Annotated in this window: 16 protein-coding genes; 8 read left to right on the top strand and 8 right to left on the bottom strand. The window is 47.2% G+C overall.

Features of this window, described 5'->3' with window-relative positions:
- Nucleotides 1–21: 21 nt before the first annotated feature.
- Nucleotides 22–1,074, bottom strand: coding sequence for a phosphate acyltransferase PlsX (gene plsX, locus JGK22_RS19260; protein WP_293183071.1), 1,053 nt, complete (start codon nt 1,072–1,074; stop codon nt 22–24).
- Between the two features lie 474 nt (nt 1,075–1,548).
- Between plsX and JGK22_RS19255 the strand changes: the two genes are divergently transcribed.
- From JGK22_RS19255 to JGK22_RS19220, 8 genes are all read left to right on the top strand, one after another.
- Entirely contained in the window at nt 1,549–2,886 is a 1,338-nt protein-coding gene (locus tag JGK22_RS19255; protein ID WP_293183069.1) for a D-alanyl-D-alanine carboxypeptidase, read from the top strand.
- Between the two features lie 175 nt (nt 2,887–3,061).
- Nucleotides 3,062–3,346 (top strand): 30S ribosomal protein S16, encoded by a 285-nt coding sequence (gene rpsP, locus JGK22_RS19250; RefSeq protein WP_293157400.1) that lies wholly within the window; start codon nt 3,062–3,064, stop codon nt 3,344–3,346.
- Nucleotides 3,318–3,803: a KH domain-containing protein gene (locus tag JGK22_RS19245; RefSeq protein ID WP_293183067.1), complete on the top strand. Its 486-nt coding sequence runs from the start codon at nt 3,318–3,320 to the stop codon at nt 3,801–3,803. The genes rpsP and JGK22_RS19245 overlap by 29 nt, the downstream gene beginning before the upstream one ends.
- A gap of 772 nt (nt 3,804–4,575) precedes the next feature.
- Nucleotides 4,576–5,529, top strand: a complete 954-nt coding sequence (locus tag JGK22_RS19240; RefSeq protein ID WP_293183065.1) for a PhoH family protein — start codon at nt 4,576–4,578, stop codon at nt 5,527–5,529.
- Between the two features lie 198 nt (nt 5,530–5,727).
- Nucleotides 5,728–6,132, top strand: coding sequence for a ChuX/HutX family heme-like substrate-binding protein (locus JGK22_RS19235; protein WP_293183125.1), 405 nt, complete (start codon nt 5,728–5,730; stop codon nt 6,130–6,132).
- Nucleotides 6,133–6,312: 180 nt separating this feature from the next.
- Nucleotides 6,313–7,098: a DUF6816 family protein gene (locus JGK22_RS19230; RefSeq protein WP_293183063.1), complete on the top strand. Its 786-nt coding sequence runs from the start codon at nt 6,313–6,315 to the stop codon at nt 7,096–7,098.
- Nucleotides 7,099–7,111: 13 nt separating this feature from the next.
- Nucleotides 7,112–7,438, top strand: a complete 327-nt coding sequence (locus JGK22_RS19225; protein ID WP_293183061.1) for a hypothetical protein — start codon at nt 7,112–7,114, stop codon at nt 7,436–7,438.
- 2 nt (nt 7,439–7,440) lie between these two features.
- Complete coding sequence (locus JGK22_RS19220) at nt 7,441–8,175, top strand: hypothetical protein (RefSeq protein WP_293313419.1); 735 nt, start codon at nt 7,441–7,443, stop codon at nt 8,173–8,175.
- Between the two features lie 56 nt (nt 8,176–8,231).
- Here JGK22_RS19220 and JGK22_RS19215 read toward each other — a convergent pair whose 3' ends face one another.
- From JGK22_RS19215 to JGK22_RS19185, 7 genes are all read right to left on the bottom strand, one after another.
- Nucleotides 8,232–8,597 (bottom strand): hypothetical protein, encoded by a 366-nt coding sequence (locus JGK22_RS19215; protein WP_293313417.1) that lies wholly within the window; start codon nt 8,595–8,597, stop codon nt 8,232–8,234.
- A gap of 14 nt (nt 8,598–8,611) precedes the next feature.
- Complete coding sequence (locus JGK22_RS19210) at nt 8,612–8,956, bottom strand: papain fold toxin domain-containing protein (RefSeq protein ID WP_293313427.1); 345 nt, start codon at nt 8,954–8,956, stop codon at nt 8,612–8,614.
- Between the two features lie 239 nt (nt 8,957–9,195).
- Nucleotides 9,196–10,449, bottom strand: coding sequence for a beta-ketoacyl-ACP synthase II (gene fabF / locus JGK22_RS19205; RefSeq protein WP_293192131.1), 1,254 nt, complete (start codon nt 10,447–10,449; stop codon nt 9,196–9,198).
- 97 nt (nt 10,450–10,546) lie between these two features.
- A complete protein-coding gene (gene acpP, locus JGK22_RS19200; RefSeq protein WP_293185403.1) occupies nt 10,547–10,801 on the bottom strand; it encodes an acyl carrier protein in 255 nt (84 codons plus the stop codon).
- 370 nt (nt 10,802–11,171) lie between these two features.
- Complete coding sequence (locus JGK22_RS19195; RefSeq protein ID WP_293185404.1) at nt 11,172–11,648, bottom strand: hypothetical protein; 477 nt, start codon at nt 11,646–11,648, stop codon at nt 11,172–11,174.
- A gap of 3 nt (nt 11,649–11,651) precedes the next feature.
- Nucleotides 11,652–13,043, bottom strand: coding sequence for a transposase (locus JGK22_RS19190; RefSeq protein WP_293185405.1), 1,392 nt, complete (start codon nt 13,041–13,043; stop codon nt 11,652–11,654).
- 295 nt (nt 13,044–13,338) lie between these two features.
- Nucleotides 13,339–13,500, bottom strand: a complete 162-nt coding sequence (locus JGK22_RS19185; protein ID WP_293192129.1) for a hypothetical protein — start codon at nt 13,498–13,500, stop codon at nt 13,339–13,341.
- Nucleotides 13,501–13,503 lie beyond the last annotated feature (3 nt).

The following is a 13,503-nucleotide window of genomic DNA, read 5'->3' as shown; positions in this document are numbered from 1 at the left end:
TCAACTGTCAACTGTCAACTGTCAACTGTTCAAAGCTTCTTGTTCCACAGCGCTTTCGCGATTGGACGATTTAATTCGCTCCAGCACTTGGTTGTCAATAGCCCCTTTTGCCAAACGAATGGCATTAAAAATCGAGGCAGCTTGAGACGAACCGTGGCTGATAATGCAAACTCCAGCAACGCCCAACAGCAAACCGCCACCATGTTCAACGTGGTCTACTCGCTGCTTGAATCCTTGCAAGCTTTTTTGCAGCATAGGATCGTTAATTTGATGTTGGAGCCCTTTGACCAGCTCTTCCTTGAGCACCTGGACTACGACTTCGCCCACCGCTTCGGCAAACTTCAACAACACGTTGCCGACAAACCCGTCGCAGACAATCACGTCAAAGTTCCCCGACAGCACGTCGCGGCCTTCGGCATTGCCCACAAAAGGAATGTTCGGATTGTCCGCCAATAACTGATGGGTGCGTACCGCAGCGTCGTTGCCTTTAGAAGGTTCTTCGCCAATGTTTAGCAGGCCGATTTTTGGTTCGGCGACGCCGAGCACGCACTGGCTGTAAATAGTTCCCATCAGAGCAAACTGCTCCAAAAATTTTGGGCGGCAGTCCACATTAGCGCCGACATCGAGAATGAGTACAGAGGTACCCGGTACCATTGTCGGCAAAACCGCACCGATCGCGGGGCGATCGATTCCAGGTAGCCGCCCCAACCTCAGTAGGGCAGCCGCCATTGCCGCACCGGAGTGACCGGCGGACACCACAGCATCAGCCTGCTGCTGCTTCACCAAGTTCATGGCTACGTTAATCGAAGCTTTGGGCTTGCGTTTGAGGGCACTTAGAGGTTCTTCGTGCATTTCCACCGTTCCTTCTGAAGGAACGATTTCTAGCTGACCTGTAGAGACGCGGCCGATCGCGTCTTGAAGACGTAGCGAGTCTTCTATTTGCTGCGGGTCGCCCACCAGCAAAATCTCTACGCCTAACTCTTCTTGTGCCTTAAGCGCTCCAGCTACAACTTCGGCGGGGGCGTGATCCCCACCCATAGCGTCTATTGCAATTCTTGCGCGTGTCGATCCCATTGACCAATGTTTGAGAAACACTAAAAATTCTACCAGGAAGTCAGCCGATTTTCGATTTTCGATTTTCGATTTTCGATTGAGTTACAGCCTGAAATCTGGCAGCAGAAACTAGGGTCGAAAATTTTGGGAGCATCCACGAATGGCGTCGGGGCGTTGTACCCGTTTCTTGCGGATCTGGAGTCTGAATCCAGAAGTGCGAATAAATAACTAAAATCTGCTCGCACTCGATCGGACAATTGTCATTTGCGACTACTCTGATAGAGTTTGTGCCTACTTTACTATTTTTGACTGCAAATTGAAAAACTCAATAGAATAATTTACCTGACCCCGCCCAAAAACGGATAAAAGTTTCCGACACTCGTCGTGACTCGGGCCCAAAATTTTAGACCCGAGTTCAAGCCCCCAGATTGATTCTGTGGAGTAAATCTAAAATCTAAAATCTAAAATCGACTGACTGAACTATAGGTGTAAAAAATGCTGGATTTATTATTTAGCTCGGGAATCATGTCTCTGTGGCTCGACATGGCTGGGGTACACAGTGTCGCGCCCAACGCTGTGTCGCTACTGGCTTGGCGGGGAGGGATACCCGGGTTAGTGGTGGCCGAAGAGCTGGCTTTTGGAGGAGTAGATGCAGCAAATCGAGACTTGCCGACATCCGTCGCGGTGGAGGAATATTTAAAAGATTTGAAGGCAAAACATCTGATAGACGGCAATCAGGGAGTTTGGGTACAAGCCGGAATGGTGCCACTGGTAAGTCAGCAGGGAAAGGTACTGATGCCAGGGGCTTCGCTGACTAAGATTGCCACTTCTCTGGCTTCGCTGGAAACTTGGGGCACCGAGCATCAGTTTGAAACACGGTTCCGGGGAACCGGGCCGATTAGGAATGGGGTGTTGCAAGGAGATTTGGTTGTCAGTGGTGGTGGCGATCCGTTGTTTGTGTGGGAAGAGGCGATCGCCGTGGGTAATGCTCTCAATCAAATGGGTATCGATCGCGTGGCCGGCAACTTAGTGGTGACAGGCAATTTCCGCATGAATTACCAGTCCGATCCTTTGGCTGCGGGGGAGGGTCTGCGGCAGGCTCTCAATGGGCGCAGTTGGCCTTCTGACGTGCTGGCAATATATTCTAAGATGGCTCGGGGAACGAGAAAGCCGCAAGTAACGATCGCCGGCACGGTGATTGCTGAAAAATTTGTGAGCTCGGGACATTTGCTGCTGAAGCGCCGATCGCTCCCTTTACCCGAAATTCTCAAGCAGATGAACGTCCACAGCGACAATGACATTGCCCAAATACTGGCAGACAATTTGGGCGGACACAAAATAGTCCAGCAGCAAGCGACTTGGGCGGCGGGGGTGCCGGCGGCGGAACTTCAATTAATTAACGGTTCGGGATTGGGAGTGGAAAATCGGATGTCTCCGAGGGCGGCTTGTGGGATGATGCAGGCGATCGCGCGCAACCTTCAGACTACGGGGCTGACTATTGCTGACTTGTTTCCGGTGTCCGGGCGCGATAAAGGAACTTTGGAACACCGACACATTCCGCCGTCGGCTGTGGTGAAAACCGGTACCTTAGATACGGTGATTGCTTTGGCTGGAGCCATACCCACGCGCGATCGGGGTTTAGTTTGGTTTGCAATTATTAATCGCGGCACCGATTGGGACTCTTTGAGAGCGCAGCAAGATATATTTCTGCAAAAATTGGTGCAGCAGTGGGGAACTGCACCGGCCCTGCCACTAGCAATTACACCGCACATTGACGGCGCTAGACCAGCTTTGGGGGCAGCAAATCGCAGCGATATTTTGCTGGGAGGTTAACGTCAGTTGACAGTTGACAGTTGACAGTTGACAGTTGTCAGTTGGCAGATTAATGCTTTTAGGCTCGATGCCCGATGCCCGATGCCCGATGCCCGATGCCCAATTCCCCACAGCATAATGTGAGATTTCGCGCGTGGAGTATGTCACAATTGATCGAGGACTATTCTGCAAGAAGATGATCAAACTGCGATTGAAGAGATACGGGAAAAAACGCGAGACCAGCTACCGGATTGTAGCTATGAACAGCTCTACCCGCCGCGACGGCCGTCCCCTAGAAGAACTCGGCTTCTACAACCCCAGAAATAATGAAACCAGGCTGGATGTTCCAGCGATTGTCAAGCGCCTGCAAGAAGGCGCTCAGCCAACTGACACCGTGCGTGACATCCTGAGAAAAGCGAATGTATTTGAACAAGTCGGAGCCGGAGCCAACGTTGAATCCAGCACAGCAGCAGTCAGCTAGTCCCAACTATTCTGGACTGGTTAAGTTTTTAATTGGGCCTTTTTTAGAGTCGCCCGCGTCTTTGCGAGTTGATTGCGAACTGCACCCGCGCCAATCCCGGGTCTGGGTTCGGCTCGCTTTTGAAGATCCCGATAAAGGGCGGGTTTACGGTAGGGGCGGACGCAATATTCAGGCAATAAGAACTACCCTCGAAGCGGTGGCGCAAACGGCGGGCCAGTCGCTGTACTTAGATATATACGATGGTGAAGCGGGCGATCGCAACTCCGGGCCACCTAGGGGCGATCGCGATCGTTCGGATCGCGATCGTCCGGATCGCGCTAGGCGCGATGGGGGAGACTTCCGACCCCGGAGTGGGCCTCCGTCGCCGACTCCCTTACCTAGCAGAACCCCGAGAGAACAACCTCGCCGTACTAACACACCTACGTTTAGAACGAGCAGAAATACTCCCGGTTATTAACTGTTCTGCTGAATGAGAGACAATTTTAGATTTTAGATTGCCTGTTGTAGACTTTGTGTTACAAACCCTGTTTGATTTGAGATTGCCAGTTTTGCGATCAAACAAAAATGTAAAATTTTAAATCTAAAATCTCAGCGGGATCGGGTAAATCTAAAATCTAAAATCTAAAGTTGTCTGACTTCATCAAAGCAACACGGGATGCGGGAAACTCAGACACAAAGCGTGCTCAGAGGGAAGCGACCCGAGGGACTTCAGTCAAGAGTGTTCTTGAAAATGTGATATAATTTGAGTTGGGAGTAAGAACAAAAAACATCTACGTGTTGAAGCATCCTAGTATCGGAGAAATCCCGGCTCCTATGAAACAACGGTTAGGTTTAAGTCCTGATGTCAGTATGACAGGAAAGAGCAAATAATGGCAGGTTGTGGAGCGTACCGCGTCTTGGCAAGTGTGATGGATTCTGAAAGCATTGAAACAATAAAAGTAAACGCGATTACAACATTGGCAATGTCGGTAGTTGTTTTGAGTGTTTAGGCGGCGTTTGACGGTCGCAGCGAGAGTTTACTCGCGATCGCAGAATCGAGCGTGTCTTTAGACCTGAGAGTGTCAAAGAAGGGAGATTTGATTTGTGCCTCAAGCACCAAATTTATTTGCGATTTAAACAGAAAAGACGCCTGAGATACTAGGTAAAATCTAGTACCGGGCGTCTTTTTGTTCGTAAAACAAAGCTGATTGTTAACTTTTAATTACTTACTTGGAGGAGCTCATGCTGGCATGACTGAAAAACTAACAATAGAGTTACCGAGCAATCAAAGCGCCATGTCGCTGGCCGGAAATCAAGAAGAAAACTTGAAAATTATCTCTAAGCAAACCGGCGCCAACCTGGTAATGCGAGGCCAAGAACTGCTGATTTCCGGCACAAAAACTCAAGTAGAATTGTGTCATAAATTAGTGCGATCGCTCTCCGACTATTGGAAATCCGGCAAAACCATCACCGGAGTAGAAATCCAAACAGCGCGCTACGCATTGGATACCAACCGCCAAGAAGATTTGCAAGACTTGCAACGAGACGTACTCGCCAAAACCCGCCGCGGCGAAGAAATAAGAGCCAAAACCTTCAAGCAGCGGCAGTACGTCCAAGCAGTACGCACCCACGACCTAACATTTTGCATCGGCCCCGCTGGTACTGGAAAAACATTTCTAGCAGCTATTTTGGCAGTGCAAGCACTGTTAAGCAAGCAGTACGAAAAGCTAATTTTAACCAGGCCCGCCGTAGAAGCAGGCGAAAAATTAGGATTTTTGCCTGGAGATTTGCAGCAAAAAGTCGATCCCTATTTGCGCCCGCTTTACGACGCCCTCCAAGAAATAATCGACCCCGAAAAAATGGCCGATTTAATGGAAAGAGGCTTGATCGAAGTAGCTCCTTTAGCTTATATGCGAGGGCGTACTCTCAGCAATGCTTTCGTCATTTTGGACGAAGCTCAAAATACAACACCTGCTCAGATGAAAATGGTGTTGACTCGTCTGGGCTTTCGATCGAAAATGGTAGTGACGGGCGATATCACTCAAACAGATTTGCCACCAAACCAACAGTCGGGACTGTCAGTTGCTCAAAAAATTCTGGGTAACGTTGAAGGCATTGCTTTCTGCGAATTCAATCAGTCAGATGTGGTGAGACACCCGCTAGTACAGCGGATTGTTGCAGCTTACGAATTGCACGAAAAATAGTCAGTTGACAGTTGACAGTTGACAGTTGTCAGTTGTTATCGGTTATTTGTTATTTGTTATTTGTTGGTTATAATAACTAATAACTAATGCCCAATTCCATAAAAATTGACAGTTGTTATCGGTTATTTGTTATTTGTTGTTTCTAACAACTAATAACTAATGCCCAATGCCCAATTCCCAATTACCTATTCCCAAATTATGCCTAATCTCAAAGAATTCTTAGAAGCTTGCGAAAAATTGGGGACGCTGCGTTTGATCGTGACTAGCAGCGCCGCTGTACTGGAAGTGCGCGGTTCAATTCACAAGCTGTTTTATGCAGAGTTGCCCAAGGGGAAATATGCAAATATGCACGCCGAAATATTTGAGTTTCACCTAAATATGGACAAAATTAAACAAGTGAAATTTGAGACCGGCGAGGCAAAAAGAGGCAACTTTACTACCTATGCAATTCGTTTTCTGGACGAGCAAAATGATGCTGCGTTGAGCGCGTTTTTGCAGTGGGGAAAACCTGGTGAATACGAACCTGGACAGGTGGAAAAATGGCACGAATTAAAAGAACAATACGGGGAGGTTTGGGAACCTGCACCTGTTGAGGCAATTTAAAACTAACAAACAATAAAAAAGGTTGGTAGTGAGGACTTCAGTCCGCAAAAAGAAGGACTTGCATTCCTCATTACCAACTTTTGGTAGTGAGGACTTCAGTCCGCAAAAAGAAGGACTGAAGTCCTCACTACGAACGAATTAGAGCAAAATATAAAGTTAGCTGTTTGAATGTAATTTGGTATGAAGGTAATTTGGGTTTTTTGTCTGGTTTTGGTTGTGTTGCTGTGGGGTGGCGGTGCGAGGGCGGGGGTTTTGGGCGATCGCATTTCCAGTTTTCCCAATTGGGATAGCAAGCCTCCCATCGCCGTAGCTAAGGGAGATTTAGTGTATCCAGACTGGATGGCCGGAAGTTGGAATGTTGCCAGCACTTTAATAGATTTAGCAGCGCCTTTAGCCCCAAATATTGTCACGCCTGGATTTGAAAAAAACCGCCAGTATTTGCAGCAGCCAGTATTGTTTAAAGTTCGATTTCAACCTGAAAAATTTATTGGTTTAATTTCTACTTATACATCTAAAAAAGCTCCTAAAATTGTAGCCGATCGCAATTTTAACGGTTTGAACATCGCCAAAGCCTATTTAGGCAACGGTGGCGTACTTTCCGTGAAAGTCGATCCAAACAATCCCAACCGCCAGATTACCATACTCAAAGGCGATCGCCAACTAATCTCGATTGTCACCAGTCGCGGCACTGAAACGCCGAATCCTCGGGAGTTTGTATCTACAGAAATTTCTCAGCAGGTGTTTCGGGGCGAGACTGATATTTATTTAAACGAAGTGGAAACAACCACAGCTTATCGAGTGATTGGAAGCGGGGAAAATGGATCTTCTGGGAGTAAAAAAATTGTAGCCGATCAGGTGACAGCGATTTATTTATCGCCCCAAGACCCGGATTATTTCGCGGCTGGAGGGCATCCTGTGGCTTTGTACCGATATCGCTTGGAGTTGTCACCGGGAGAATCGAGCTAATTTATTGTGAATTATGGCAACTTTATCAGGGCGAATGGCATGGGAACGCATAACACAAGCTATCTCAACTAGGATTAATCCAAAAGCAAGCGACTTTCAAATGTGGGCTGAGTCACAACAGGGCTGGCATCCTACTCAAACACCTAATGGCCCGTTAAAATATATTGATAAAAACGGAGTAACTAGATTAACACTCAAACAGGGAACTCCAAGAGCTCCCGGAAGCAACCACCCTCATGTAGAGCTAAAAAATGCTAAAGGCAGTAGAATCGATCTACAAGGAAAGCTCGTTAACAGAAAAAGCCCAGCTAATCATACTCCTATTGATTGGGACATTTAAAAATGGAACGCTTAAACTACTGGCAATTTCCGGGATTTGAAAATATTTATCTAGAGGATAGCTATGTACTTAGCATTAATGATAAAACATCTATACAAATCCTCTTGGAAGCTGTTCTCACAGAAAATCACTCTCTCTACACTCAACCCTTACCTGAAGAACAGTATTGTTATCGGCGGATGAGCTTAAATTTTCCCTACCCTCAAACCTACGATTTGGTTCTGAACAACATCAGCCCCATTGCAGATCCAGATGGTAGCGTTGATTACGGGAATATAGACGAATTTTTTAGCGCGGATGGCAAATACTATTTAAGAGGGGAATGGGGAGAACTTACTATAGTTTCCGATCGACCCCTACTTTTTGATGTAGAAAACTACCTAATTGTCAAAAACGGCGATAATTTTATTGAAATTAATAAGGAAAAAATTAGTATTTTTGAATGGAAAAGGGAAAGAAAAGGAGTAATCACCTTAGTTTACGAAAACACTTCAGGAAGTCCTTTATCTGTTCAAATTCAGGCAGAGCAAGATCCCGAAGGCTTTGCAGCCGTTTTGGGGTATATGGGTGAAATTGAAAGAGGTTATACAACTGAGTTAACAGGAGGCGATCTGACTTTTGACAAGCTCAAGCAATATTACGCCGCTAATTTGAATCAGGAAAATGTGCAAGCGTTTTCTGTTAAATATCCCAGCTCAACGGGCGATAAATATTTGATTTCGGCAATTACTTCCTAGAATTAAGGTGAAATCTCGATCCAGGCATTGTGAAGTGAGGATTTGAGACATCTCTGCTAATTGTCTTTGTCTTCAGCAATTTTATCGAGATTAAAAAATTCTTCCAACAGTTTGAAAAACTTATCGAGGGCGTCTTTTTCATCAGCAGAGAAGAAGAGAATTATACTGTCCCATCCGTGACTTGACGTAATTTGATATCTTTCTTGTATCCACTCTTGAAATCCATCAAGTTGTTGTTGTTGTTCTGTGTCGGGCAATCCAAGTTCCGCTCTAGCCGTCTCATATCCATCTAAAAATGCGCGCAGGCGGGTAATTGAACACTTGCCCAAATACATACCAGGTCTCTGTTTGATTCTTTGCAGTAAATCAAAGAAGTATTCAGATTTAACATCTAGTTTGTTAACATTGACTTCGGCTAGCATAAAAAAGTCTCCTATTAAAAGTCTTCTTCTATTACTATAAACTGTAAATCATTAAATAGCTTACCATGAAATAGCAAGTTTGTCATCCATTGCTCTCTGTTTAGCCCGTCCGGGTGATGGTTGTCAAAAATAATTTCTATGTTGTTGATAACAATAGCGATTCCTTCGTGACGACCATTGACTGAAATAGCCTCTCCCGGTACGCTATCATCATAAATGCCACTGTTCCTGCCTCTGCCGAATCCAGTGTACAGTTTTATGCGCTTTCCAGGAATTCCTTGACTTGTCAAGTAATCTTTGAGATTGGTGGCGCACTCAACACATTTAAAGTTTTCATGGCGATCGACAATAGCCTTGATTTGCAGTATTTGCTCAGCACTAATTTAACTCATATCCCACCACAACCAACAAATTGATGACTTACGCATCGATGGCCAGAAACCGGGTTTTTTACGAAAAATATTCGCTGTAGCCCGCAGATTCGGTAAAAAACCCGGTTTCTTAGTCGCAGTGTACCCAACCTAAAAATTCACCTAAAAAAATTAGAAGGTGAAAAATTAGTTTTTCACCTTCTAACTTGCGACTTTCCGATTTCGGGTTACTGCACAAACTTCTTGAATGCCAGTGTCACGTTGTGGCCGCCAAATCCAAAGGAATTGGACAGTGCCACATCAACTTTTAGATCGCGACTTGTATGGGGAACATAATCTAAATCGCACTCAGGATCGGGATTTTCTAGATTGATTGTCGGCGGGACTTTATCGTTGGCGATCGCCATTACCGTCGCCACCGCCTCAATTCCCCCGGAACCGCCCAAAAGATGGCCTGTCATGGACTTGGTAGAACTAATTGCTACTTTGTAAGCGCTTTCTCCCAAAACCTTCTTAATTGCCTTGGTTTCCGTAGAATCGTTGGGAAGCGTGCTCGTGCCGTGAGCGTTGATATAGCTCACTCGATCCGGCGTCAAACCCGCATCCTTGAGGGCTAAAGCGATCGCCCGCGATGCACCTTCGCCCCCCGGTACTGGGGATGTCATGTGGTACGCATCGCAGGTTAAACCGTAGCCGACGATTTCTGCGTAAATTCGGGCGCCTCGTGCCAAAGCGTGTTCCATTTCTTCTAAAAGCAGAATCCCAGCACCTTCGCCGACGACAAAACCATCACGATCGCGATCGAACGGACGGCAAGCATGAGTCGGGTCATCATTGCGAGTCGAAAGCGCCCTCGCCGCAGCAAAACCCGCCACGCACAAAGGAGTTACCGCCGCTTCGGTACCGCCGCAAATCATGGCTTGGGCATAACCGCCCTGAACTAGGCGAAACGCATCGCCCACAGCGTTTGAGCCGGCAGCGCAGGCTGTCACCGTGCAAGAGTTCGGCCCCTTGGCGCCCGTTTGAATCGCCGTCAGGCCTGCGGCCATATTCGCAATCATCATCGGAATCATAAACGGGCTGCATCGATCGGGGCCGCGAGTCAGATAAATTTCTTGCTGGTCTTCTAAAACCTTCAGCCCGCCAATGCCGGTGCCAAGAATGACACCCACCTGTTCTGCGTTCAGGTCGTTAATCTCAAACTTCGCATCAGCCAGAGCTTGTTTGCTCGCTGATACCCCAAATTGAGCAAAGCGATCCATCCGCTTTGCTTCCTTGCGCTCTAAATACTCGTGAGGGTCGTAACCCTTCACCTCTCCAGCAATCCGGCAGTCGTGCCGCGACGCATCGAACAAGGTGATCGGGCCGATGCCATTCTTCCCGGCCAGCAACCCGTCCCAATATTCAGACAAGGTATTGCCGATCGGTGTAATCGCGCCGAGACCCGTGATAACAACGCGCTTACGCTCTAAATTTGTCATGATTTCAGTTTCAAAAAATTAAACACCCAGAACGCAGAACAAAAGAGGAGTTGTTAGTTTTTTAACTTCTCTCCTCTTAGGGGAAAAGACAGGTATTTTATGCTTTTGGAGCTGCAAGTTTGCTGCTGATGAAATCTACAGAAGCTTGAACCGTGGTAATTGCTTCGGCTGCTTCGTCGGGAATTTCAATATCAAACTCTTCTTCCAATGCCATTACCAGCTCTACTGTATCTAGGGAATCTGCTCCTAAATCGTTAGCAAAGTTGGCTTCGGGCTTGACTTCGGTGGGATCGACTTCTAGTTGATCGGCCACAATTTTCTTGACTCTAGCAAAAATGTCGTCTTGACTCATAACATCGTGTCCTCATTGGTTGCTGCGTATCTAATCTTATCCGAAAGGGGGATCTGCAAGAGGAAGGCTTGCCGCTTTTCTAACTGACCCTTGGTGTGGGGTGATGGGGTGATGGGGTGATGGGTGATGGGTGATGGGTGATGGGTGATGGGGTGATGGAGTGATGAATTTCCGAAGCTCTTGAGTCATCCCTCTGACTCCCTCTCTTTCTCCCCATTCCCCTCTCCCCTACGTTATGTTGCGCGATTCTGCATCACTAGGCCCTTACGGTCGAGGCCGCGGTGTAGGTCGATCGGGGCGGTAATGCAGACGAATCGATTATCCATAATTCACGCTGAATTTTCGATCGGCCTAATTGCCAGAGGCTCCTTTAATTTGGGTTTGAATTAGATGATTGATGGGCTGAATGCTTTGCCATCGGAGGATAAAGCCAGAGCTTGAACAACCGTGTTATCTGAGGCATGACGACCCAAGTCATCAACGGCATCATGATTGCAATGCTGACAAGGGTTACTAGCCAAGTAGGGAGTCCGTTTGTGATTGGTTTCAACAGAATGGGCATCAGAGAAATCATTGGATAAATACCGATCGCGCTGACGATCGCAGTTTTCCATTTTGGCGGTGGCGCAACATTCGGCATTTCAGGTAAAGCAAACCAAGCTTCTAATCCATTCACTCGCGATACTCTGGGCGTTTCTGTGAGGGCATCTGCCAGTGCAATCCAACCTTGGCAAATTGGAGAGTTTTCCCATTCCTGTAAATGAATCAGCGTGTCGAATCGCATAATTAGTTGCCATTCACCGCCTCGATTGTTGGGGTAGAGAACTTCGCCGCGTGACGACTCCACACACTAATGCTTTGCATATAGTGTGGGCTTCTCCAGACTCCGGAGAGTAGAGAGAACTTCCTTCGAGGTACTATCAGTTGTAGAACGGCCCACAACAACTTTCCCTCTACGGCGATTTATAGTCGGGAACTCGCCCAGCCCGACTCTTTTGATATTGATAGCGGCGTTGATGTCCCTATCAACCCTCATATTTTCTACCTCATCCCAATACTCTCGAATGCTGCAATCGGTGAAGATGAACTCATCACGATATGCAAGTAGTTGGGATGTGTAGGCGGGGTTCACTCCAATCACGACGGCTCCAGCTTTTGCAGCTATGTATTCCAGGATTGTGAAGAATTGCCCAAACGCGGCATCGTTCCAGGACTTGTTTAGTCCAGACTTAGCCGATTGCCCGTTCGGCAGGTACTTTCCCTGCTCATCTTGTTTTGCGCCATTGCGCTTGCTCAGCCCTTTCAGGTTGAGATTCTCGTGAAAGAATACTGTTTTACCCGTCCTCACAACCTTGTGAGCGGTTTTGAAGGCATGGTCGCGTCTAGCCCTCGCAATGCGTTGATGTTCTCTAGCTTCACGATGAGCCAACTTGCGACGGGAACGACTTCCTTTTTTCTTAGCCGCCTTGCGATGAGACACTTTAGCCAACCGCTTCTCAGACTTGCGAAACGACTTCAGAGATGGCAATTTTTCACCCTCAGAGGTCGCCAGGTAGTCATCTTCATGCAAAACTGCATCCATACCCAAAGCAGTATCCCAGTTCAGATCGACCCCATCAGATTTGATAGGCACAGTTGGATCTTCTAGTCGCAGGTTGACATACCAACTATCTGCCTTTTCGATCGGTTGCACCTGCTTCAAGATTGCGCCATCTGGAAGATCTCTGTGCATCCGCACTTTTAGCAGTCTCAGCTTAGGTATCTTGACGAACAGATATTTGCCACCTAACGAACAAGAATGCAATTCGACTCCAGCACCCTCAAACACCATGGAGCGAAATCGGTCAGCAGACTTGAAGCGAGGTTTACCACTCCGTTTGCCAGTACTGTCACCTGCAATAAATCGTTCAAACGCCTTATCAACTCGCTTACAAACCTCCTGCAACGTGTTAGCCGGAACCCGTGAGAAGTCCAACAACTCAGATGACCAACCGACCGTAACTAGATCTGTTTTGATGTCAGGCAGGTATTTTTTCTGACTGTAATAGTTGGGCTGATCCCGTAGCTCAGGCAAGTGGCAGATCAAAGGGCAAGCGTTGACATAAGAGCGATTACATTCCCACCAGTCAAACCTATCTCCTAGTTGACGGTTGTACCAATACTGGCAAGTCCGCAACCAGAGATTAAGCTCTAGCTTCTGTTCAGTTGTGGGAAGTGCTTTGTACTGGTAGGTGTATTTCATGTCATTATTGTAATTGATATTGCCTTGCGGTGCAAGCCATGAAATATGACGATTCCATCAATATTAGACTGCCAAAAACAGAGAAGAAAATTCTAGATAATTACTGTAAGCGGGTGAAGCGCAATAAAACCACTGTAAGCGGGTGAAGCGCAATAAAACCGATGTCATCCGAGAGTTTATTCGTTCATTGCCAGAGCGGTAGTTTGTTCGTCTCGTCGTCGATGTCTTTCCTGTTGGCTACGCCAATTTGGTCAGACACCACTCCTCGACTCACGCGCATTCCTCTCGCGCCAAATCAAAGATTATGGCGTGAGGCTCCTGCTGCTCTAGCTAAATAGCCCGGAAATGTACTGGCTGCTAGGGTGACACCTCGGACGGCTGCCTCAAAGTCGGCTTCAGATCCTGGTTTAACGCGACGCGCGATCGCCACGACAGCAGGTGCGGAATGTTCTTTCATAGA

The organism is Microcoleus sp. PH2017_08_TRC_O_A, from assembly GCF_020738665.1.
GTDB lineage: Bacteria > Cyanobacteriota > Cyanobacteriia > Cyanobacteriales > Microcoleaceae > Microcoleus.
This window is presented reverse-complemented; position numbering and strand designations above follow the sequence as displayed.